Origin of the sequence: Tabrizicola sp. (genome assembly GCF_016793705.1) — a bacterium.
GTDB lineage: Bacteria > Pseudomonadota > Alphaproteobacteria > Rhodobacterales > Rhodobacteraceae > Tabrizicola.
Map to the genome: position 1 here is coordinate 1 of NZ_JAEULO010000040.1, position 22,226 is coordinate 22,226.

The 22,226-nt window shown below is 66.1% G+C and carries 23 protein-coding genes; 16 read left to right on the plus strand and 7 right to left on the minus strand.

Features of this window, described 5'->3' with window-relative positions; genetic code table 11:
* On the plus strand, nucleotides 1–141 hold a 141-nt coding region (locus JNJ68_RS09770), incomplete at its 5' end, for an MOFRL family protein (RefSeq protein ID WP_294977794.1).
* A 69-nt stretch (nucleotides 142–210) separates the two neighbouring features.
* Here JNJ68_RS09770 and JNJ68_RS09775 read toward each other — a convergent pair.
* Nucleotides 211–453 (minus strand): hypothetical protein, encoded by a 243-nt coding sequence (locus JNJ68_RS09775; RefSeq protein WP_294981934.1) that lies wholly within the window; start codon nucleotides 451–453, stop codon nucleotides 211–213.
* Between JNJ68_RS09775 and JNJ68_RS09780 the strand changes: the two genes are divergently transcribed.
* The 14 genes from JNJ68_RS09780 (at nucleotide 452) to mnhG (ending at nucleotide 12,109) form a co-directional block, all read left to right on the plus strand.
* The gene (locus tag JNJ68_RS09780; protein WP_294981936.1) at nucleotides 452–1,282 is read left to right on the plus strand and encodes an urease accessory protein UreD; all 831 of its coding nucleotides are present in this window, start codon (nucleotides 452–454) and stop codon (nucleotides 1,280–1,282) included. The genes JNJ68_RS09775 and JNJ68_RS09780 overlap by 2 nt on opposite strands.
* Entirely contained in the window at nucleotides 1,279–1,581 is a 303-nt protein-coding gene (locus tag JNJ68_RS09785; protein ID WP_294981938.1) for an urease subunit gamma, read from the plus strand. The genes JNJ68_RS09780 and JNJ68_RS09785 overlap by 4 nt, the downstream gene beginning before the upstream one ends.
* 12 nt (nucleotides 1,582–1,593) lie before the next feature.
* On the plus strand, nucleotides 1,594–2,145 hold the full coding sequence (locus JNJ68_RS09790; protein WP_294981940.1) for a HupE/UreJ family protein: 552 nt from the start codon (nucleotides 1,594–1,596) through the stop codon (nucleotides 2,143–2,145).
* A 2-nt stretch (nucleotides 2,146–2,147) separates the two neighbouring features.
* Nucleotides 2,148–2,453 (plus strand): urease subunit beta, encoded by a 306-nt coding sequence (locus JNJ68_RS09795; protein WP_294981942.1) that lies wholly within the window; start codon nucleotides 2,148–2,150, stop codon nucleotides 2,451–2,453.
* Between the two features lies 1 nt (nucleotide 2,454).
* Nucleotides 2,455–4,164 (plus strand): urease subunit alpha, encoded by a 1,710-nt coding sequence (gene ureC, locus JNJ68_RS09800; protein ID WP_294981944.1) that lies wholly within the window; start codon nucleotides 2,455–2,457, stop codon nucleotides 4,162–4,164.
* A 7-nt stretch (nucleotides 4,165–4,171) separates the two neighbouring features.
* A complete protein-coding gene (gene ureE, locus JNJ68_RS09805) occupies nucleotides 4,172–4,651 on the plus strand; it encodes an urease accessory protein UreE (protein ID WP_294981946.1) in 480 nt (159 codons plus the stop codon).
* Complete coding sequence (locus JNJ68_RS09810; protein WP_294981948.1) at nucleotides 4,617–5,279, plus strand: urease accessory UreF family protein; 663 nt, start codon at nucleotides 4,617–4,619, stop codon at nucleotides 5,277–5,279. Before ureE ends, JNJ68_RS09810 begins: the two co-directional genes overlap by 35 nt.
* Nucleotides 5,276–5,899, plus strand: coding sequence for an urease accessory protein UreG (gene ureG, locus JNJ68_RS09815; protein WP_294981950.1), 624 nt, complete (start codon nucleotides 5,276–5,278; stop codon nucleotides 5,897–5,899). The genes JNJ68_RS09810 and ureG overlap by 4 nt, the downstream gene beginning before the upstream one ends.
* Nucleotides 5,900–6,111: 212 nt before the next feature.
* Nucleotides 6,112–9,000, plus strand: a complete 2,889-nt coding sequence (locus JNJ68_RS09820) for a monovalent cation/H+ antiporter subunit A (RefSeq protein WP_294981952.1) — start codon at nucleotides 6,112–6,114, stop codon at nucleotides 8,998–9,000.
* Nucleotides 9,000–9,344 carry a Na+/H+ antiporter subunit C gene (locus JNJ68_RS09825; protein WP_294981954.1) on the plus strand — a complete coding sequence of 115 codons (345 nt, stop codon included), beginning with the start codon at nucleotides 9,000–9,002 and terminating at the stop codon, nucleotides 9,342–9,344. The genes JNJ68_RS09820 and JNJ68_RS09825 overlap by 1 nt, the downstream gene beginning before the upstream one ends.
* The gene (locus JNJ68_RS09830) at nucleotides 9,341–10,966 is read left to right on the plus strand and encodes a monovalent cation/H+ antiporter subunit D (RefSeq protein WP_294981956.1); all 1,626 of its coding nucleotides are present in this window, start codon (nucleotides 9,341–9,343) and stop codon (nucleotides 10,964–10,966) included. Before JNJ68_RS09825 ends, JNJ68_RS09830 begins: the two co-directional genes overlap by 4 nt.
* A complete protein-coding gene (locus JNJ68_RS09835; RefSeq protein WP_294981958.1) occupies nucleotides 10,963–11,445 on the plus strand; it encodes a Na+/H+ antiporter subunit E in 483 nt (160 codons plus the stop codon). The genes JNJ68_RS09830 and JNJ68_RS09835 overlap by 4 nt, the downstream gene beginning before the upstream one ends.
* A complete protein-coding gene (locus tag JNJ68_RS09840) occupies nucleotides 11,442–11,726 on the plus strand; it encodes a K+/H+ antiporter subunit F (RefSeq protein ID WP_294981960.1) in 285 nt (94 codons plus the stop codon). The genes JNJ68_RS09835 and JNJ68_RS09840 overlap by 4 nt, the downstream gene beginning before the upstream one ends.
* The gene (gene mnhG / locus JNJ68_RS09845) at nucleotides 11,723–12,109 is read left to right on the plus strand and encodes a monovalent cation/H(+) antiporter subunit G (protein ID WP_294981961.1); all 387 of its coding nucleotides are present in this window, start codon (nucleotides 11,723–11,725) and stop codon (nucleotides 12,107–12,109) included. The genes JNJ68_RS09840 and mnhG overlap by 4 nt, the downstream gene beginning before the upstream one ends.
* 28 nt (nucleotides 12,110–12,137) lie before the next feature.
* Here the strand turns inward: mnhG and JNJ68_RS09850 are convergent, their stop codons facing one another.
* Both JNJ68_RS09850 and JNJ68_RS09855 read right to left on the minus strand, forming a co-directional pair.
* Complete coding sequence (locus JNJ68_RS09850) at nucleotides 12,138–12,581, minus strand: hypothetical protein (protein ID WP_294981963.1); 444 nt, start codon at nucleotides 12,579–12,581, stop codon at nucleotides 12,138–12,140.
* Between the two features lie 175 nt (nucleotides 12,582–12,756).
* A complete protein-coding gene (locus tag JNJ68_RS09855) occupies nucleotides 12,757–13,680 on the minus strand; it encodes a LysR family transcriptional regulator ArgP (protein WP_294981965.1) in 924 nt (307 codons plus the stop codon).
* A 190-nt stretch (nucleotides 13,681–13,870) separates the two neighbouring features.
* Between JNJ68_RS09855 and JNJ68_RS09860 the strand changes: the two genes are divergently transcribed.
* A complete protein-coding gene (locus JNJ68_RS09860; RefSeq protein ID WP_294981967.1) occupies nucleotides 13,871–14,791 on the plus strand; it encodes a fatty acid desaturase in 921 nt (306 codons plus the stop codon).
* A 1,101-nt stretch (nucleotides 14,792–15,892) separates the two neighbouring features.
* Here JNJ68_RS09860 and JNJ68_RS09865 read toward each other — a convergent pair.
* The 4 genes from JNJ68_RS09865 to JNJ68_RS09880 are packed head-to-tail and all read right to left on the minus strand — an operon-like array spanning nucleotide 15,893 to nucleotide 22,210.
* The gene (locus JNJ68_RS09865; RefSeq protein ID WP_294981969.1) at nucleotides 15,893–18,325 is read right to left on the minus strand and encodes an FAD-dependent oxidoreductase; all 2,433 of its coding nucleotides are present in this window, start codon (nucleotides 18,323–18,325) and stop codon (nucleotides 15,893–15,895) included.
* Nucleotides 18,326–18,327: 2 nt separating this feature from the next.
* The gene (locus JNJ68_RS09870; RefSeq protein ID WP_294981971.1) at nucleotides 18,328–19,209 is read right to left on the minus strand and encodes a choline/ethanolamine kinase family protein; all 882 of its coding nucleotides are present in this window, start codon (nucleotides 19,207–19,209) and stop codon (nucleotides 18,328–18,330) included.
* Complete coding sequence (locus JNJ68_RS09875) at nucleotides 19,206–21,191, minus strand: ABC transporter permease subunit (RefSeq protein ID WP_294981973.1); 1,986 nt, start codon at nucleotides 21,189–21,191, stop codon at nucleotides 19,206–19,208. The genes JNJ68_RS09870 and JNJ68_RS09875 overlap by 4 nt, the downstream gene beginning before the upstream one ends.
* Nucleotides 21,188–22,210, minus strand: a complete 1,023-nt coding sequence (locus JNJ68_RS09880) for a betaine/proline/choline family ABC transporter ATP-binding protein (protein ID WP_294981975.1) — start codon at nucleotides 22,208–22,210, stop codon at nucleotides 21,188–21,190. The genes JNJ68_RS09875 and JNJ68_RS09880 overlap by 4 nt, the downstream gene beginning before the upstream one ends.
* Between the last annotated feature and the right edge of the window lie 16 nt (nucleotides 22,211–22,226).

The window sequence follows — 22,226 nt, forward strand, 5'->3', positions numbered from 1 at the left end:
GCCACCCCCGGCGCCGCCGAGGCGCTGGCCCGCAACGACGCCCACGGCTTCTTCGCCCGCGCGGCCGCGCAGGTCGTCACCGGCCCCACCCTCACCAACGTCAACGACTTCCGCGCAATCCTCATCCTGCCACCAGGGTGAGAACTCCGCCCCGGACGCGATCCGGGCCTCCACCCCCCGCACCCTGTGTGGGTGCGGATTGCCCCCGGCTCACAACGACACGGCCCGGTCTCGCTCGGTCCCGGTCTCCGGGGCGGAGCAAAGGCGCGACGGCGAAAGGAAAGACCGGAGCAGGAGCCCGCCCGGCCACCGCTTTTCGTCTTCGCCATCTGCCCAGTTTTCGGGCATCGCGCGCAGCAATCGCGCGGACATCGACTGGCGCAGCAGGTTCTGCTCCCACCGGATCCGGAAAGGGTTAAGCCAGCCGCCGGTGCGGTTCAGGTTCGAACCCATGATTCAAGAGCCCCTTCCCGTACTGGAACGCTCGCGCGGCGCGGCCCGCGTCGGCTTCGCGCTGCGGAACGGTCGCGCCGCGCTGGCCGATCTCGCGCAGGAAGGCTCGGCCAAGGTATTCCTGCCACAGCTTTCCGGCCCGCCCGAGGCGGTGTTCCTCAACACGTCGGGCGGCCTGACCTCGGGCGACCGGCTTGCCTATGCGGTGACGCTGGGCGCCGGGACCAGTGTCACCGGCACCACGCAGACGGCCGAGCGCGCCTATAAGGCCCGCAGCGGTGCGGCGCGGGTCACGGTGACGGCGGCGGTCGGCGCCGGCGCCCAGCTGTTCTGGCTGCCGCAGGAAACCATCCTGTTCGAGGACAGCCACCTCGAGCGGCTGACCACGGTGGACCTGTCCCCCGGCGCAAGGCTCGTGATGGCGGAAAGCGTGGTCCTAGGCCGCCGCGCCATGGGCGAGGCGCCGCGCCGCGCCCGCCTCTTCGACCGCCGCCGTGTCACCCTCGGCAGCCGCCCCTTGTGGGTCGAGGCGCAGCGGCTGGACGCCGCCACGCTGGCGGGGGACAGTGCCGCGATCCTTGGTCCGAACGCCGCCTTCGCCGTGGTCGCCCTCTGCGGCGCGGGTGCCGAGGCGGCGGTGGCGGGCCTGCGTTCCGTCCCGGTGCCGGAGGGCGTCCAATCCGCCGTCACCGGCTGGAACGGTCGCTGCCTCGCCCGGGCACTGGCTGTCGATGGCTGGCCCCTGAAGCAATGGCTGGGACGCGTGATCCCCCGGCTGACCGGATGCCCGCTGCCCCGGTCCTGGCAGATGCAGGGAACCGCATCATGAACCTGACCCCGCGCGAGAAGGAAAAGCTGCTGGTCAGCCTGGCCGCCATGGTGGCCCGCGCCCGCCTGGCGCGCGGCGTGAAGCTGAACCACCCCGAGGCGGTGGCGCTGATCAGCGACTACGTGGTGGAAGGCGCCCGCGACGGCCGTTCGGTGGCCGACCTGATGCAGGCGGGCGCAACGGTGGTTTCCGCCGCGCAATGCATGGCAGGCGTGCCCGAGATGATCCACGCGGTCCAGGTCGAGGCGACCTTCCCCGATGGCACCAAGCTTGTCACCGTTCACCACCCCATCCGCTGAGAGAGCTCTGCCATGAAACGCATACTCGCCACCGCCCTGATCGTCTGTCCGTTTCCCGCGATGGCGCACGGGCTGCATGAAAGCGGCACATTGCTGGCGGGCGTGCTGCACCCGCTGGGCGGGGCCGATCATGTGCTGGCGATGCTGGCGGTCGGCCTGCTGGCGGCGCAGTCGGCGGGGCGGGCGATGTGGGTCCTGCCGGGCGCTTTCGTGGTGGCGATGCTGCTGGGCGGCCTGCTTGGTGCGGCGGGCCTGCCGTTTCCAGCAGTAGAGCCGATGATCCTGGCCTCGACCCTGATCCTGGGCGTGCTGGTGGCGCTGGCCTGTCCGTTGCCGCTGCCTGTGCTGGCCGCCATGGTGGCGGGATTTGGCGCGGCGCATGGCTGGGCGCATGGCACGGAAGGTCCGGCGACCGGGCTGGCGCTTTATGCGGCGGGCTTTGTCGCTGCAACGACGCTGCTGCATCTGGCGGGGATTGCGCTGGGTCGGCTCTTGCCCGCCATCGCGCTGCGAGGCTTGGGTGCGGGAGCAGCCGTCGCGGGCCTTGCCCTGGCCGTGGTTTGACGATGATCCCCGGAGAGATCTTTCCCGCCGAGGGCGACATCAGTCTCAACGAAGGTCGGCCGGTCACAGTGCTCATGGTCGCCAACACCGGCGACCGGCCGGTGCAGGTGGGCAGCCACTACCACTTCGCCGAGACCAACCCCGGCCTTTCCTTCGACCGCGCCGCCGCGCACGGGCAGCGGCTGGACATCCCCGCCGGGACGGCGGTGCGATTTGAGCCGGGGCAGAGGCGCGAGGTGCGGCTGGTGCCGTTTGCCGGTGCGCGCAGGGTGTTCGGCTTCAACGGCCTGGTGATGGGGGATCTCTGACATGCCCTTCCGCATGGCCCGCGCCGATTATGCGCTGATGTTCGGCCCCACCACGGGCGACAGGGTCCGCCTGGGCGACACCGACCTGGTGATCGAGGTGGAACATGATTTCACCACCCATGGCGAGGAGGTGAAGTTTGGCGGCGGCAAGGTGATCCGCGACGGGATGGGGCAAAGCCAGGTCTCCCGCGCCGGGGGTGCGATGGACACGGTGATCACCAATGCGCTGGTGCTGGATCATTCGGGCGTGTTCAAGGCCGACATCGGCCTGCGCGACGGCCGCATCGCGGGAATCGGCAAGGCCGGGAACCCGGACATCCAGCCCGGCGTGACCATCGTCATCGGGCCGGGGACCGAGATCATCGCGGGCGAAGGGCGCATCGTCACCGCGGGCGGCATGGACGCCCATATCCACTTCATCGCGCCGGGGCAGATCGAGGATGCGCTGCATTCCGGCATCACCACCATGCTGGGCGGCGGCACCGGACCGGCGCATGGCACGCTGGCCACCACCTGCACCCCGGGCCCCTGGCATCTGGGGCGGATGCTGCAGGCGCTGGACGCCTTCCCGATCAACTTTGGGCTTTCGGGCAAGGGCAACGCCAGCCATCCCGAGGCCCTGGTGGAAATGGTCAAGGGCGGGGCTTGCGCGCTGAAGCTGCACGAGGACTGGGGGACCACCCCCGCCGCCATCGACTGCTGCCTCTCGGTGGCCGACGACATGGATGTGCAGGTGATGATCCACACCGACACGCTGAACGAAAGCGGGTTTGTCGAAAATACGCTGGCGGCAATCAAGGGCCGCACGATCCACGCCTTCCACACCGAAGGCGCGGGCGGCGGCCATGCGCCCGACATCATCAAGGTGGTCGGCGCGCCGAACGTGATCCCCAGCTCCACCAACCCGACGATGCCCTACACGCGGAACACCATCGAAGAGCATCTCGACATGCTGATGGTCTGCCACCACCTGGACCGCCGGGTGCCTGAGGACGTGTCCTTCGCCGAAAGCCGGATCCGGCGGGAAACCATCGCGGCCGAGGATATCCTGCACGACATGGGGGCGTTCTCGATCCTGTCCTCGGACAGCCAGGCGATGGGGCGGGCGGGCGAGGTCATCACCCGCACCTGGCAGACGGCGCACAAGATGAAGCTGCAACGCGGACGGCTGGCCGAGGAGACGGGCGACAACGACAACATCCGTGCCCGGCGGTATGTGGCGAAATACACGATCAACCCGGCCATCGCGCAGGGGATGGCGCATGAGATCGGCAGCGTCACGGTGGGCAAACGGGCCGATCTGGTGATCTGGTCCCCCGCCTTCTTCGGCGCCAAGCCCGAGATGGTGCTGGTGGGCGGCAGCATCGCCATGGCGCAGATGGGCGACACCAACGCCTCGATCCCGACGCCTCAGCCGGTTTATTCGCGGCAGATGTTCGGGGCCTTCGGGAGGTCTGCCGAGCGCGGGCCGGTGCTGTTCGTGTCGCAGGCGGCAGAGGCCGAAGGGCTGCGGCGCGCACTGGGACTGGCGAAGGAGACGGTTGCCGTGAGGGGCACGCGCGGCATCGGCAAGGCCGACATGGTGCTGAACGCCGCCATGCCGGAGATCGAGGTGCATCCGGAAACCTACGAGGTGCGGGCGGATGGCGAACTGCTGACCTGCGCTCCCGCGACCGAACTGCCGCTGGCGCAGCGGTATTTCCTGTTCTGAGGTCCGGATGGATTTCCCGCTTCCCGCCCGCAAGGTCCTGCCTGCCGGCACCTGGTCCGGTCCCGCCGCCGCGCGGGTTGTCCTGAGCTATGACGAGCGGTTCCTGCGCCGCAAGCGCCTGACCTGCGAGGGGGGCGCGGGCGTGATGCTGGACCTTGCGGCCACCACCAGCCTTGCGGCGGGGGACGCGCTGGAAACCGACGACGGCCGCCGCATCGAGGTGGTCGCCGCCGAAGAGCCCGTGGTGCAGGTGCAGGGACCGAACCTGGCGCGGCTGGCATGGCATATCGGCAACCGGCACACGCCCTGCCAGGTGGAGGCGGATCATCTGGTGATCCGGCAGGACCATGTGCTTGAGGCGATGCTGGTCCAGCTGGGTGCGCGGCTGACCCGCGTTCTCGCGCCGTTCCGACCGGAAGGCGGCGCCTATGGGCATGGCCGCACGCTGGGGCATGACCACGGCCCGCACGGCTTTCCGCATGGCTAGCGACCGTCTCGCCGCCCGGCTGCGGCTGGCACAACTTCTGTCTCCGGCCTTTCCCATCGGCGCCTTTGCCCATTCGCAGGGGCTGGAATGGGCGATCGCGGAGGGCCCGATCAGGGATGCGGCAACCCTGGCCGACTGGATCGCGGCGGTCCTGCGGCAGGGCTCGGCGCGCATGGACGCGGCCTTCGTCGCGTTGGCGCGGCGACCGGGGGCAGACCTCGAGGCTCTGGGCGGGCTGTTCGAGGCGACGCTCTCCTCGGCCGAACGGGCGCTGGAGACGGCGGAACTGGGGCGGGCGTTCCAGGCCATGACCGCGCCGGATCCTGTCGCGCTGCCCTATCCGTTGGCCGTCGGGCAGGCCACGCGCGACATGCCCCTGGCGGACCCCGAGGTGCTGGCGCTGTTCCTGCAGGGCGTGGCAGCGCAGCTTGTCTCGGTCGCGGTGCGCTTCCTGCCGCTGGGGCAGTCGGCGGGACAGCAGGTGCTGGCGGATCTGGCACCGGTGATCGCAGAGGTGGCCGGGGCCGCGGCACGGGCGGGGGAAGAGGATCTCTGGTCGTTCACCCCCGGCGCGGACCTCGCGGCCATGGCGCACGAGACGATGGAGACGAGGATATTCCGCACATGACATCCCCGAACGGACCCCTGCGTGTGGGCATCGGCGGCCCGGTCGGCGCGGGCAAGACCACGCTGACCGAACAGCTGGCCCGCGCCCTGGCGCCGCGGCTCTCGATGGCCGTCATCACCAACGACATCTATACCCGTGAGGATGCCGAGTACCTGATGCGGGCGCAGGTGCTGCCCTTGGACCGCATCCGGGGCGTGGAAACCGGGGGCTGCCCCCATACCGCCATCCGCGAAGACGCCAGCGTCAACCTGGCCGCGGTGGCCGACCTGACCCGCGCGCATCCCGGACTGGACCTGATCCTGATCGAAAGCGGCGGCGACAACCTGGCGGCGACCTTCAGCCCGGAACTGGCGGACCTGACAATCTATGTCATCGACACCGCTGCCGGACAGGACATTCCGCGCAAGAAGGGGCCGGGGCTGGTGCGCTCCGACCTTTTGGTGGTGAACAAGACCGACCTCGCGCCCCATGTGGGCGTCGACCTTGCGCTCCTGGAACAGGACACCAGGGTGGCCCGCGGCCCGCGCCCCTATGTCCTGGCGCAGTTGCGGCACGGGCGGGGCATCGGGGAGATCATCGGCCATCTGGTGCGCATGGGGGCACTGGACCTCCGCGACTGAAGCACTTTTCGAAGCAGCGTGCGCAAGACTCGAGCCGGCACCTTCCGCTAGTTCGACTTGAAGAAGTGGCCAAAGTGACTTGAAATCGGTCCATTTGACACTGCACTGATACGAGTGAGCTTTTCGAAGATTGCGCAGGCGGCAAATGCTTCCGCCACCCTGGACCGGAAGTTTCCCGAAACGACAGAGCAGGCTGGAGTATATGGGGCGGCATGCTTGAAGAAAATCTGCTGATCCTCCTTGTCGCCTTGCCCTTCGTGGCCGCTGTGGCGATGGCGACCCTATCGACGCAGGCGCATGCGGCGGCAGCCTGGGTCTGTGGGGGCTTTGTGGTGGCCGGGGTCGGCATCCTTGCGACATTGCATGGGCAGATCGGCGGGGGAGCGGTGCTGCGAGCCGGGTGGGACTGGGTGCCCTCACTGGGACTGTCGATCACCTTCAGGATGGATGCCCTCGTCTGGCTGATGGTGTCGCTGGTCTTCGGAATCGGACTGCTGGTGCTGATCTATGCCCGGTACTACCTGACGAAATCGGACCCGGTGCCGCGTTTCTACGCTTTCCTCATGGCCTTCGCGGGCGCGATGGTGGGCATGCTCATGTCCGGCAATATCCTGATGCTGGTCGTGTTCTGGGAACTGACCTCGCTCTTTTCCTTCCTGCTGGTCGGCTACTGGCATCAAAGCCAGAACGCCCGGGACGGGGCGCGGACGGCCTTGGTCGTGACCGGTGCGGGCGGGTTGTGCCTCATGTTGGCGATGCTGATGATCGGTCGGATCGCGGGCAGCTACGATCTGGATGTCGTGCTGGAGGCAGGCGACCTGGTGCGGTCCGACCCTGCCTATCCGCTGATCCTGGTCCTGTTCCTGCTGGGATGCTTCACCAAATCGGCACAGATGCCCTTCCATTTCTGGCTGCCCGGTGCGATGGCCGCGCCCACGCCGGTGTCGGCCTTCCTGCATTCCGCGACGCTGGTAAAGGCCGGGGTCTTCCTGTTGGTACGCTTCTTTCCGGTTCTGGGCGAGACGCAGCTCTGGTTCTTCCTCGTCACCGGAATCGGGATGGCAACGCTGCTCTTTGCCTCGATCCTCGCGCTCTTCCGGCACGATCTGAAGGGTCTGCTCGCCTATTCCACGGTAAGCCATCTGGGCCTGATCACGGCGCTGGCGGGGATCGGCAGTCCCGGTGCGATCCTGGCTGCGATCTTCCACATCGCGAACCACGCGGTGTTCAAGGCGTCGCTCTTCATGGCCGCCGGGATTATCGACCACGAGGCTGGAACCCGCGACATGCGCCGACTGAGCGGCCTGATGCGCTATATGCCCTTCACCGGCATCCTGGCGATCGTCGCCTCGGCGTCGATGGCGGGGGTGCCGCTTCTGAACGGGTTCCTGTCGAAGGAGATGTTCTTCGCCGAGGCTGCGGATTGGCACAACGGAAGCTGGCTGGACGATTCCCTGGCCTGGATCGCGACTCTGGCGGGCGTCTTCGCCGTGGCCTATTCGCTGCGCTTTATCGTGACCGTCTTCTTCGGACCCGAGCCGGTGGACCTGCCGCGGACCCCGCACGAGCCGCCCGCCTGGATGCGGCGCCCGGTGGAGCTGCTGGTCCTGGTCTGCCTGCTGGTCGGCATCCTGCCGGGGCTGACGCTCGGTCCGACGATGAACCTGGCTGCACAGTCGGTGCTGGGGGCGGACCTGCCCTATACCGACATCGCGATCTGGCATGGCGTCACGACGCCCCTGCTCATGAGCCTTGCGGCGCTGGTGGGCGGCACAGCGCTTTTCGCGATCTTCGGTCGGCACATCTCGGCCGGACCTGAAGGGCCGCCGCTGATCCACCGGGTCCGGGCGATCCGCCTGTTCGAGATGGGTATGACACTGCTGGCCCGACGCCTTCCTGAGCGGGCAATGGTTCTTTTCGGGACCGAGCGGCTGCAACCGCAGTTGCGGATGATGGTGCTGGTCGTGGTGGCGTTTGTCGTCGGGGTTCTGTGGCGCGGGCAGCGGCAGGGGCCCGATGCGCTTGCCACGCCGCTGGATACGGCCTTCGTCCTGATGTGGGTCGTCGGCGCAAGCTGCGCCGTGGGATCGGCCTACCTAGCCAAGTACCACCGTTTCGCGGCACTCGTCCTATTGGGCGGCACGGGCGCGGTCACCTGCGTGACCTTTGCCTGGCTCTCCGCCCCGGATCTCGCCGTGACGCAGCTGCTGGTCGAGATCGTGACCACCGTCCTCTTGCTTCTTGGCTTGCGTTGGCTGCCGAAGCGCAGCGAAGAAATCCCCGGCGACCGTCTTGTTTCCGCGCGCCTGCGGCGGGCGCAAGATCTGGTGCTCGCGGTAGTGGTCGGCGGTGGTCTGGCGATGATCGCCTATGTGGCCATGACCGCGCCCCTGGTGCCCAACCTCGGCGACTGGTTCCTGCGCAACGCCTATCATGAGGGTGGCGGGACCAACGTGGTCAATATCCTCCTGGTCGATTTCCGCGCCTTCGACACCCTTGGCGAGATCACGGTCCTGGCCGTGGTGGCGGTGACGGTCTATGCCCTTCTGCGCCGGTTCCGGCCCGCCGAAGAAAGCGAGCCCGTGGCGCGGACGGACCAAACCGGCGACACGCGCACGCTGGCCGACATCATGCTGGTGCCCTCGGTCATCATGCGTTGGATGTTCCCGGTCATCGTGCTTCTGGCCGCCTATTTCTTCTTCCGCGGTCATGACCTTCCGGGCGGGGGCTTCGCGGCGGGGGTGACACTGTCCATCGCCATCTTGCTGCAATATCTCGGCCACGACACGCGCTGGGTCGAGGCCCGGCTCACGGTTCTGCCCGTGCGCTGGATGGGGTTCGGCCTGCTGATTGCGGGACTGACGGGTTTGGGCGCGCTTGTCTTCGGCTATCCCTTCCTGTCGGCCCACGCCCGTTATGTCACCATTCCCCTGATCGGCGAGGTCCCGGCTGCAACCGTCATGATCTTCGATGTCGGCGTCTTTGCGCTGGTCCTTGGGGCCACGGTGCTGATGCTCGTGTCGATCGCGCACCAGACATTGCGCACCGCGCGCCTGAAAGAGCGACGCCTTCAAGCGCCCGAGCCCGAGGAGGCACGCTGATGGAACTGGTCCTGTCCGCCGCCATCGGCGTCCTTGCCGCGTCGGGCGTCTGGCTGATCCTGCGGCCGCGAACCTTCCAGGTCATCGTCGGTCTCTGCCTCATGTCCTATGCGGTGAACCTGTTCATCTTCTCGATGGGGCGTGTCATGCCCGGCGTGCCGCCGATCATGCCGCGCGGCGGCTTCGTCGATCCGACCGCCTATGCCGACCCCTTGCCGCAGGCTCTGGTCCTGACCGCCATCGTCATCAGCTTTGCCACCACGGCGCTGTTCCTGGTGGTGATGATCGCCTCGCGCGGGTTGACCGGCACCGACCATGTCGACGGGACGGAGAAGCAGCCGTGAGCGTTTCGCCCGAACACCTGATCATCGCCCCCATCGTGGTTCCATTCCTCGCCGGAGCGTTGACGCTGATCTATGACGAGCGCCAGCGGCGCGCGAAGCTGGCCATCGGGCTCTTGTCCTGCGCCGCGACGCTGCTTGCCGCGATCGAGCTTCTGGCCCGGTCCAAGGGCAGCGACCTGACCGGCGGAAATGACATCGGGTTCTATCTCCTGGGCGACTGGTCCGCCCCCTACGGCATCGTGCTGGTCGTGGACCGGCTTTCCGCGATGATGCTGGTGCTGACGGGCCTTCTGGCGCTGCCCGCCCTGATCTTCTCGGCGGCAGGCACCCACCGGCAAGGCCAGCATTTCCACGCCATGTTCCAGTTCCTCCTGATGGGGCTGAACGGAGCCTTCCTGACCGGCGATCTGTTCAATCTCTTCGTCTTTTTCGAGGTCCTGCTCGCAGCCTCCTACGGGCTGCTGATGCATGGCGGCGGCGAGGCCAAGGTTCGGTCGGGGCTGCATTACATCGCGATCAACCTTGCGGCCTCGCTGCTGTTCCTGGTCGGCGTCAGTCTGGTCTACGGTGTGACCGGCACGCTGAACATGGCGCATCTGGTCCAACTTGTGCCCGGGCTGAATGACGACCAGCGCCCGTTGTTCCATGCCGGCGCGGGGATCATGGCGGTGGCCTTCCTGGTCAAGGCGGGGATATGGCCCCTGGCCTTCTGGCTGCCCTCGACCTATGCAGCCGGGGCGCCACCGGTGGCCGCGCTCTTTGCGGTCATGACGAAGGTCGGGGTCTACGTCCTTGTCCGACTGTCCTTCCTGATCTTCGGCGTCCATGCGGGCGCGTCGGCCGGCTTCGGCGCGCAGGTCCTGCTGGCTGGAGGCCTGGCGACGGTCACCTTCGGCTTGCTGGGTGTCCTCGCCTCGCGCGAGATGGATCGGGTCGCCGCTTTCGTGGTGATGGTCTCTTCGGGAACGGTGATCGCAGCGGCAGGCGTCGTTACCGGTGGCGGACCTGCCGGAGTGCTGTCGGCGGCACTGTTCTACATGCTCGGCTCCACCCTTGCCGTCAGCGCGGCCTTCCTGCTGATCGAGCCGATGCGCCGTCTCGGCGGCGAGGCAGAGCTGATCACGGATGACGAGACCGACGACTATGACGATCCGGACGACGATCCCCGGCCTGAAATGGTTCTCGCCTTTCCCGGCGCCGTCACAGTCCTGAGTCTCGCCTTTGCGGTCACGATGATCGCCTTGACAGGCTTGCCGCCGCTCTCGGGGTTCATCGGCAAGCTGGGGATGGTCCAGGGTCTGCTGGAGGACACCGGACGCGACGGATGGGCCTGGGGTTTCATCGCGCTCCTGTTCCTGTCCGGCTTTGCCACCCTGCTTGCGACGCTGCGCATCGGCATCCGTACCTTCTGGGGCAGCGAGGCGATCGAGCCGCCACGCATCCTGGCGCTGGAGTTCGCGCCGATCCTGCTGCTCGTGACTCTTCTTGTGGTTCTGTCCGCCAAGGCAGAGGTGACGCTGGGTTACATGGTGGACACGACCGATGCCCTGCTGCGCCCGGCGATCTATGCCGAAGGTGTGCTGGGTGCGCCCCGCGCCGAGGATGCGGAGGTGGCGGAATGAGGCGTCTGCTGCCCCATCCGATCCTGTCACTTGGCCTTCTGGGCGTCTGGCTGCTTCTCACCCGCCTCTCGCCGGGGCATGTCGTGCTGGGCTCTGCGGTGGCAGTGGTGGCGGGATGGGCCTTCGCCCGGATCGAGCCAGAGGCCCCGCGCCCCCGCGCGGTCTGGCCGCTGGTCCGGCTGGCCGGGATCGTGTTCCTGGACGTCCTGCGGTCGAACTACGCCGTTGCGCGCCTTCTGGTGGGGGGCGGAAGGCAGCGCCGGTCGGCATTCGTTCATATCCGGTTGCGGCTGAAGAACCGGCTTGCCCTGGGAATGCTGGCGGTAATCATCACTGCGACGCCGGGGACGGCATGGCTGGAATACGACGAGCAGACGGGACTTCTCCTGCTGCATGTTTTCGACATGGTCGATGAGGCCACATGGCAGGATCTGATCGCGAACCGCTATGAATCGCTGTTGATGGAGGCATTCGGATGACCACGGTCACGGTTCTGATCTGGGCCACCACCTATGCGCAGGGGGCGCTTGCGCTTGCAGGCTTCCTGGCGATGGTACGTATCCTGATCGGGCCGCGCGCCCAGGATCGCGTGCTGGCGGTCGATGCCTTCTACATCATCGCCATGCTGCTGTTGATCGTGACCGGAATGAAACTCGGCACGCCCTTCTTCTTCGAGGCGGCCCTGGTCATCGGCATCTGTGGCTTTGTCGGAACCGTGGCGTTGGCAAAGTTTCTTTTGCGCGGCGAGGTGATCGAATGACCGCGCTCGAAGCCATGCCCCTGTGGCTGGCCCTTCCGGTGGCGGCGCTGCTGGTCGTCGGCTCGACGCTTGCTTTCCTGGGCGCCTTGGGTCTGCTGCGCCTGACAAGCTTTTATGAACGCATCCATGCACCCACGCTGGGCACCAGCTGGGGCGCGGCGGCGATCCTCCTGGCTTCGCTTCTCGGCTACAGCTGGCTGCAGGATCGGGTGATCCTGCACGAGATCGTCATCGGCCTATTCGTCATGATCACCACGCCGGTGACGCTGATGGTCCTCGGGGCGGCGGCCCTGAAGCGAGACCGCGAGGAAGGGGACCCGGCGGTGCCACCGCGCGCGGCGACGGGCGGACATGCGCCTGGTCACGTGGAACGGCAAGGATGAGCTGCCGCCGGGCCGTGACGTTGTGCGATTACTGCGCGCGTATCACGCCGATGCCACGGATCCGACCGTGGCCAAGATCAACCGGGCTGGTGTCCTGCGGCGCGCGCGAGCAGGCCTCTGCCCCATGTGGCAGGATTCGAACGACAATATCGCTGGTCTCGTCAGTTTCCAGGTCAATGGCGCCCATGCGTTCAAGGACCTGAAGCACCTCGGTCAAACCGGAACCGACAGTCGGCGTCATTCGGTCCGAGCGTCCTGAAAGGCATCTGGCGAGGGCGGAACCCGTTGCCTCCCCGCCGAACTCCTCGACCAGGACGCGCAGCACGCGCCTTTGCAACATCTGACGATTGGGCTGGATCGTCTCCAGAGCGCTGTTGGCGAGCTTCGCCTTCCGCGCGCTTGCGGGCACATGACCCTTGTCGAGGGGGCGTAGGAAATGTCCTTCGTCGCGATTTATCCTTGCGGAGCTCATGTCGGCTTACTCCTCACATCTCACGCGATAGGCCTCGACCATTCGGCCGCTGTCCTCTGTTCTTCCGCGCCAATGTGGCTTCAATGCGTCGATGATCGGTCGAGACGGCGATGCAGTGATGAATCCGCTGTGGCGCGATCACGTCGGAAGATCGAGAATGACCGAGGGGCGCGGTTCAGTCCGGACGGAAGCGGTCAGGCGCAAGATGCTCGCGCGCGACATCCAGAACCAGATTGCCGAGCCTGCCGAGGATTTCGCTCGACTGCATGCCGGCCTGCCAATGCAACGCGATGCTGACCTTCTTGCCCGGACTGAGATCCACAAGTTCGCCTCGCTTGACATAGGCATTGCCCGCGATGCTTGGAACCAGGCCCCAACCCGCTCCATTCAGACAGCAGGAAAGATAGCCCTCATACGACGGAACGTAATGGGTGGAGAGCGGTATGCTTGCGCCGAAGCAGAGCGCCATCCACTGATCCTGGATCGTGTCTTTGCGATTGAACGCCAAGCAGACGGAATTCCGCAGGGTGTCGAGCGAGACGCCGGTCGCAAACTGTGCCTGATGGAAGTCCGGCGAGGCGACAGCGATGTAGTCCATCGACCCCAGCGAAAGGATGTTGCAGCCCTGGACCGGCGTTTCCATCGTGGTTATGACAGCAAGCGCGTCACCCGATCTTAGGCTGGACTCGGTATGTTCCTGGTCATCCGGCAGAATGTCGAAGCGGATGCCAAGCTCTCGCGACGCCACCCGTATCACCTTCGGAAACCAGGTCGCCAGGCTGTCGTTGTTCACCCCGATGCGCACCGTTGCGGCGACAGAAGCCTCGCCGCCGACGAGCGCTCGCATCCGCTCGGCCAGTTCCTGCTGCAACAGGTTTACCTGTTCGACATGACGGCAGAACTGCAAACCTGCATCGGTCGGAACGCATGGGCGTCCGCGTACCACAAGCACGACCCCGGCCTTTTCCTCGAGCTGCTTGATTCGCTGGCTCACCGCCGATTGGGTCACATTCATCGACTTTGCCGCTGCTTCGAAGCTTCCTTCGCGAATGACAGCGGCAAGGATCGTCAGTGAATCATAGTCTATGCGTGACAGCATCGCCGCACTCCATTAGTCAGGCTAATGCATCAGCACGAAGCATACTTCGGAACCTGTTGTATTGCAAAGACTACCACTAATCTTTCATAAGATAGTCTCATGTTGCGTTTTTGAGGGATAAACAATCTAGGCCAAACTATTTGGTTTGTTTAATGAATCGGATAAGACAGTGGAAACGATAGGGGGGCGCATGTCGGGTCAGACCATCAGAAGAATGTACATCCGCCGCTTCCTGGGCATGAAGCGTTACGACCGGAAGGTCGCCTGGTTCATCGTCTTCGGCTATCTTGGCCTCATTCTCGGGTCAGTTGCACTTGGGATGCATCTGCTCTCTTTGCCGCTCTCGGTCCTGACGGTGGCGGGGATCGTCGCTGTCACGGCCTTCATCGGAACGCGTTTGCGGGGCATCAACAACATCATTCATGAATGCAGCCATGCCACCTTCGCCGAACTGCGGCGTGACAATGTGGCGATCGGACGGTTCTGCACCGCGGTGCTGATGAAGTCTTTCAGGAAGTATCGTCAAGACCATCTGTCGCATCATGCCAACAACGGGGACTATGAACGCGACGCCGAGTTTGCCCTGATCAAGAAATTCGGGCTGCATGATCCGGTCAGCCCGCGGACGATCCTGCGTCACATCTTCGTCCCGCTGATCGGGCGGCATCTGCCGCTGTACACGGGCATCAACCTTTCCGCCGAGGATGGTCGCATCTATCAGGTGTTGAAGGTCGCCCTCCTGCTTCTGATGGCGGCGTTCCTGCTGATCAACCCGCTTGCGGCCCTGGTCTTCGTCATCCTGCCCCTGTTCTATATCTATCCGACGATAAACTTCTGGACCGATTGCCTTGACCATGCCGGGCTGGTCGGGGCGAAGGATGAACTCGAAGCCTCGCGCAATGTACTCGCACCGACTGCGGTGCGCCTGCTTTTCTTCCCGCGCAACGATTCCTACCACCTTGTCCATCACCTGTTCCCGCAGATTCCGGCCCGGCACCTGCACCTAGCACACGAGGAACTGAGCCGGGATCCGATTTACCGAAGATTGCCTTCAGCCGTGCGGACAAGTGATCAACGGTCGGGTTCACAAGCACTTGACGTTTCGCGCTAGGGCACAATCCGCCCCGGGCGCATGGTCGGCTTGCCGTGGGCCGCTCCGACTCAGGCCAAGAATGCGTGGATGACGGATGGGTTAGGCCGCCATGCCGCGGGTGATCGATGCCCGAATCGAACCAATGTTTCACCCGCTGCGCCACTTGGTGCGAATGCGTGAACGGGTATCTTTGCGGCATCCTCAACAGTTCGTTTCCAAAAAAGCAAAGTATAAGTGTTGCTAATTGCGCATTAGGAGGATAAATTCAGATTCGGAGCGAGTGAATATCTGATCTTCGTGTTTCAACACCAAACGGGTTCTGACCGCGTTATTCCCCTTCCGCGGCTCAGAACTCGGTTGGTGGAAACCTGCGCTGAAATCCCCTTCTTCACATTGCGAAACGCGCATTTTCATATGTTCTCAAGGCGTTGACTGTTCGCGTCCAGTCGCCTCCGATGGCGATCAAGGTGGTGTTCGACCGCTGGCCCGAAAGCGCTTCGAAGCCTCCGCTTCGTGCATCGTCCCCAGACAGGTTTGATCTGGCGGACCCGGATTGGGCCCGAACACGCATCTCTTGTGCCCGACAGGTTGATCGACAGGCCAGATCAGGGGCGTAGGGCAGCGGGTCTGCGGCATTTTTCCGGGCGGTTCAACGCCCCGATTTCGCCATCTTTGGCGACAAAGGACTGGGGATCACGCTCCAGAGGCTCGTTCAAGATGCAAACGCCACTCCACGAGATCGATATCCTCAAGACCCAGATCTACAAGGATTTCCTGAAGTCCATCGCCTCGGTTCGCGCAGGGCAGAGTTCCGAGATTGCATTCCAGGAACACGAAAGACGCGTCCGCGCTCTCAGACTTCAAGTTGCCGCCGCCGAAGGGCAACCGGTCAGGCTGAGAGTGGTGAACTAAGGGAACCCATCCCTGTTTTGGCGCGCAGCCGTGACGCTCACCAGTCTGCCGACGAAGGGGGAGGGACAACGGGCGAGGCGGCAGACCGCAGCATGATGGCACCGGTCATCGCCGCTGCCCAACCATCGCGCCTCGCGAACCGTTCCAAGGCGGATGCGCTTGGGGAGGCGAGCCGTGAGCTCCGCGCATCGTCCGACAATTCCGGACTCAGGCCCTGATCTGTGCGCCTGTCGGGTCGTATGGTGGCCCCAGCGTCAGTTCGGCCGGGGTTTCCTCTCCGGCGATGACCAGACTGTAGCCTCCTGCCCTCAGCCAGTGCTCGGTGACACCGCCCGCATTGCGGACATAGCCGTAGCCGATGCTTTTCTTGATAGTATAGCCGTAGCCGCCCGAGGTGAGATAGCCCACCGGCGTCCCGTCGCGCAGGATCGTCTCGCGCCCGACCAGGACGGCCTCGGGGGCCGTCACGGTGAAGCCCGCGAAAAGCTTGGGCAGCGGTTTGCCCTGCCGGTCTTCCAGCGCCGCGCGGCCCAGGAACGGGAGGTCCGATTTCAGCTTCACCGCCCAGCCGAGACCCGCCTCGAAGGGCGTATCGTTCGGCGTGATGTCCGAGGACCAGGCGCGGTAGCCCTTCTCCAGCCGCAGCGATTCCAGCGCGCGGTAGCCGGTGGGTCGCAGGTCCGGGTCGGCGGCCATCAGCGCGTCGTAGACGGTCGCCAGCGCCGCGATCGGGACATGCAACTCCCAGCCCAGCTCGCCCACATAGGTCACCCGCAAGGCGCGGGTGGGGACGCCCGCGATGGTGATCTCCCGCGCCGAACCGAAGGGCAGGGCGGTGTTCGAGACCGCATCGGTCGTTACCTTCGTCAGGATGTCCCGCGCCTTTGGGCCCATGAGCGAGAGGGTGCCCCAATCCTCGGTCACATCGTGGAAGCTGACGCCGGTGGCGGGCAGATGATCGGCAATCCAGCCGAAGTCATGCGTGCGAAAGCCGGTGCCGGTGACGATGTAGAAGCGGTCCTCGGCGAGGCGGGCGACGGTCAGATCGGCCTCGATCCCGCCGCGCGAGTTGAGGAGCTGGGTATAGGTCAGCCGCCCCACGTCCCGCGCGACGCGGTTGGCGCAGATCGCCTCCAGCGCTTCGGCGGCCTTTGGGCCGGACAGCTCGTACTTGGCGAAGGAGGATTGGTCGAACAGCCCGGCATGGGCGCGGACGTGGAGGTGTTCCCCACCCACCGCGTCGAACCAGTTCTGCCGGCCCATGGAATAGACGTCCTTCGGCTCCATCCCGGCCGGGGCGAACCAGTTCGGGCGCTCCCAGCCGAGTTTCGAACCGAAGACCGCGCCCTTGGACTTCAGCCGGTCATAGAGCGGCGAGACGATGCGGGGGCGGCCCGAGGTATACTCCTCATGCGGGAAGGCGACGGTATAGTGCTTGCCATAGGCTTCCAGTGTGCGTTCCGCCACCCAGTCACGGTCGCGGTGCAGGCCGGAGAAGCGGCGGATGTCGACGGCCCAGAGGTCGAGCGGCGCCTCGCCCCGCATGACCCAGTCGGCCAGCACCCAGCCCGCGCCGCCGCCACTGGCGATGCCGAAGGCGTTGAAGCCCGCGCCCACATACATGTTCGCGCATTCCGGGGCGGGGCCAAGGATGAAGTTGCCATCCGGCGTGAAGCTTTCCGCGCCGTTGATCATCTGCTTGACGCCCACCTCGGCAAGCGCGGGTACGCGGGCGATGGCCTGTTCGAGATGCTGGCCGAAATGATCGTAATCGTCGTCGAAGAGCCGGAATTCCCAGTTTTCCGGGATGTCGCCCGTGACCCAGCCCTGCGGGTTCGGCTCATAGCCGCCCATCACCAGCCCGCCGACCTCTTCCTTGAAATAGGTCCGCCGGTCGGGGTCGCGCAGGGTGGCGGCGTCGGGGGCGAGGCCGGGGATCTTCTCGGTCACGATATACTGGTGCTTCACCGGGTGCAGCGGCACTGCGACCCCTGCCATCGCGCCGATCTGCCGCGCCCACATGCCGCCGCAGTTCACCACCTTTTCACAAGCAATCATCCCCTGACTCGTCTCGACATGGGTGATCCGGCGCCCGTCCATCCGGAAGCCGGTGACGGCAATGCCCTCCTCGATCCGCGCGCCATGCATCCGCGCGCCTTTTGCGAGACTTTGGGTAATGTCCGAGGGGCTGGCCTGGCCATCGGTCGGCAGCCAGGAGGCGCCGATCAGATCGGAGGTCTCCATCAGCGGCCACATCCGCTTCACCTCGTCCGGGCCGATCAGGTCCATCTCCATCCCGAAGCTTTTCGCGGTCGTGGCAAGCCGCCTGAACTCGGTCCAGCGGTCGGGCGTGGTGGCCAGACGCAGGCAGCCGGTCATCTTCCAGCCGGTATCAAGGCCGGTTTCGGCGGCAAGGCCCTTGTAAAGCTCGACGGAATATTTCAGCACCCGGGTGATCGAGGCCGAGGACCTGAGCTGCCCCACCAGCCCCGCCGCGTGCCAGGTCGACCCCGAAGTGATCCGGCCCTGTTCCAGAAGCAGCACGTCGGCCTTGTGGTCGCGGGCGAGGTGATAGGCGGTCGAGCAGCCGATGATGCCGCCCCCGATGACGATGATCTGGGCATGGGAAGGCAAGGTCATGTTCAGGGTGCCCCGTATTTCTGGGTGAAGTCGGAAAGGGCTGCGGCCAGGCGGTCCAGGTTCTCGCGCGCATAGGCGCGGTAGTCCGCGCCCGGCGCGGCAAGGTGCAGGTCCGACACCATGGCCCACATCGCCTCACGCAAGAGGCTGGCGCATTGCATGGCATCGAAGGCGCGGAGGAAATCCGGGCCGGGAGCATGGCCGAGATAGGCCTGCAGCAGGGCGGCGGTCTCCCCGCCGTCCATCCCGGCGTTCGAGGCCGCGCCGGCAAGATCGAACATCGCGGTCCCGAACCCTGCATATTCATAGTCGATCAACCAGAGCTTTCGCCCGTCGTCGAGGAAATTCGCGGGCAGGAGATCATGGTGGCCGAAGACGATCGGCAACGGCACCTGCACGGCTTCCAGCCGGCGGGACAGGGCAAGGAAGCCCTCCAGTTCCGGGGCGAAGGGGCTGTTGCCTGCGGCGATGGTGCGGGCATAGTCGCGGATCACGTGGAACGGCCAGAAGATGAAACCCGCCCCGCTGACCTGGTCGGGCATCGCGTCATGGAAGGCGCGCAGGAAACGTCCGACCCGATCCGGCGCAGCCCGCAGATCGGTTGCCTCCCAGGTGCGCGAGGGGACGAAGGCCACGACCGTGACCCCTTCGGCGGCATATTCCACCGCCGGGCCGAAGCCTGCGGCATGGGCGGCGCGGGCGGTCATCACCTCGCGCGCGCGGTCGACATGGTGGAAGGGAAAGTCGCGGCCGAAGCGCACCACATGCACGCCCGCCGCATCCGAGACCTTCCAGCTTTCGTTCGACAGCCCGCCCTCCAGCGGTTCGGCCGACACCGGGCCGGACCAGCAGGGCAGGGCAAGGACATGGGCGGGCGCGCTCATGCCGCCTCCAGCCCCAGCCGCTGGCGCTGCGCACGCGCAGCGGCGGCCAGCAGCCGGTCGGCGATGATCGCGATGAAGGCGATGGCCAGCCCCGCCACCAGACCATTGCCCGGATTGGCCTTGGTCAACGCGATATAGACGTCCTGACCAAGGTCGCGGGTGCCGACCAGCGCGGTGATCACCAGCATCGACAGTGCGAACATGATGGTCTGGTTCAGGCCCAGCAGGATCTCGGGCAACGCCAGCCGCAGGCGGATGCGGGTCAGGAGCTGCCAGTCCGTGCAGCCCATGGCCCGGCCCGCCTCGATCAGGCGCGGGTCCACGCCTTGCAGGCCCAGCACGGTATAGCGGATCACCGCCACCACCGCATAGGCGACCACCGCGATCATCGCGGTGAAATCGCCCACCCGGAACAGCATGACCACCGGCATGAGATAGACGAACGAGGGCAGGGTCTGCAGCGTGTCGATCACCGTGCGCGTCACCATCCATGCCCGCTCGCGCCCGGCCACGGCGATCCCGAGCGGAATGCCGATCGCCAGTGCGATCAGGGTCGAGATACCGCAGAGATAGACAGTGATCATCGCCTTCTCCCACTGGCCGGTGGCCGCGATCAGGAACGACAGACCCGCCACCAGAACCGCCAGACGCCAGCCGCCCAACCGCCATCCCGCAAGGCCCAGCAAGGCTACGGCCACGGCCCAGGGCATCCCGACCAGGAAGCGCTTCACCGGCACCAGAATCCACAACAGGATGGTGTTCTTGACCGCTTCCAGCGTGTCGAAGAAGGTGACGTTGATCCACTCGACCGCCGCCGCCCAGAAGGCACTGGTCGACAGCTGCGCCGCCTCGGGATAGCCCTGCACCGCAGGCAGGGCCAGCCCCAGGACGAAGCACAGCAGGATCAATGCCAGCGCCGCCGTCAGATAGGGGTGGCGCGCGACGATCCCGCCGGGCAGCGGCGCCCGGTAGCCGCGCCGCGCCACCGCCTGACTCAGCCGGTCCAGCGCAATGGCGAGCGCCACGATGGCAAGGCCCGCCTCCAGCCCGGCGCCGAAGTCAAGGCGCCTCAGCGCCGTCAGCACGTCGAAGCCCAGGCCGCCCGCGCCGATCATCGAGGCGATGATCACCATGTTCAGCGACAGCATGATCACCTGGTTCACCCCCACCATCAGCGGTTCGCGCGCCGATGGGACCAGCACCCGCCACAAGGTCTGGCGCGGGGTGCAGCCGACCATGCGGGCCAGGTCATGCGTCTCGCCGGGCAGGCGTTGCAGGGACAGGGTGGTGACGCGAGTCATCGGCGGCATGGCATAGATCAGCGTGGCCACCACCGCCGCGGTGGGACCGAAGCCGAACAGGATCAGGATCGGCACCAGATAGGCGAAGACCGGCATGGTCTGCATCAGGTCCAGCAGCGGGCGCAGCAGGCTCTCGAACCAGGGATGGCGCCAGGACAGCACCCCCAGCATCAGCCCGCCCGCCACGCCCACCGGCACCGCGACCAGGATCGAGGCCAGAGTGACCATGGCGCTGTGCCACTGGCCGAAGACCGCGACGAAGGCGAAGGCGGCGGCCATGAGCGCGGCGAGCCCCGGCCCGCCGGCCCACAGGCCCGCCAGCGCGACGATGCCGATCACGGCCAGCCAGGCCAGCGGCGGCACTACCTGCCGCGCAGCGCCGCCTTCGGCCACCTGCCAGCCATCGGCCAGCAGCGCGAGGGCCAGCTGATAGGGCTTGTCGATCACCGCCGCGACGAAACGAGTGAGGTCGGAAAACGCCACTGGACCGACGGCCGCATCCTTGACCAGCCAGTTCACGAAACTGCCGATCCAGCGCGCGGCAGGAATGCGCCAGCCCTTTGGATAGTCGAAGGCGAAGGGCACCAGCGCCTCGCCCCATAGCCAGACCGCTGCCGCGATCGCCAGCGCCAGCGTCCAGATCAGCCATCCGCCGAAGGGCTTGCCAGTCCTGACCGTCACATCCCGCCCCCGAGAAGAAGGCGCACCACCGCGTCGCGGCCCACGGTGCCAAGGAAGTTGCCCTCGTGCTCGACCCCGACCCGACCGGCGCCGCCAAGGAAGGCAGGTCCCGCGTCGGCCACGGTGGCGCGGGCGGGCAGGCAGTCGATTCCTTCCGGCCGGGGGCCGGGCTCGACCAGTGAGGACAGCCGGACAACCTTGGCCTTCGGCACCGCGCGGGTGAATTCGCGCACGTAATCGGTGGCGGGGTTCATCACCAGCTCCTCGGGCGTGCCGCATTGCTCGACGCCGCCGTCCTTCATGATGGCGATGCGGTCGGCCAGGCGGATCGCCTCGTCGAAATCATGGGTGATGAAGACGATGGTCTTCTTCAGCCGCGATTGCAGTCTGATGAATTCATCCTGCAACTCGCGCCGGATCAGCGGGTCCAGCGCCGAGAAGGGCTCGTCGAGGAACCACAGTTCCGGCTTTACCGCCAGCGAGCGGGCGATGCCGACGCGCTGCTGCTGGCCGCCGGAGAGCTGGCGCGGAAAGGCCCCTTCGCGCCCGGCGAGCCCGACGAGGGCGATGATCTCGCGCGCCCTCGCCTCACGCGCGGGCCGGGCGATGCCCTGCACCTCCAGCGGGAAGGCCACGTTGTCCAGCACCGTCATATGCGGCAGCAGCGCGAAATGCTGGAAGACCATGCCCATCTTGTGCCGCCGGATCTGCGTCATCTCGGCCTCGGAGGCCGCAAGCAGGTTCTGCCCGTTGAACAGGATCTCGCCCGCCGTTGGCTCGATCAGCCGCGACAGGCAGCGCACCAGCGTCGACTTGCCCGAGCCGGAAAGACCCATGATCACGAAGATCTCGCCCCGCCGGACCGTCAGGTCGACCGCCCGCACCGCCGACACCAGCCCCAGTTCGGCCAGCCGCGCAGGGTCTGGTTCGGGTCCGAGCGCGGCCATGTGATCCGCCGCCCGGCTGCCGAATACCTTCCAGACATTGCGGCAGATCAGGGTGTCTTCGCCTGTGGTCATTGCATTCCGCTGACAA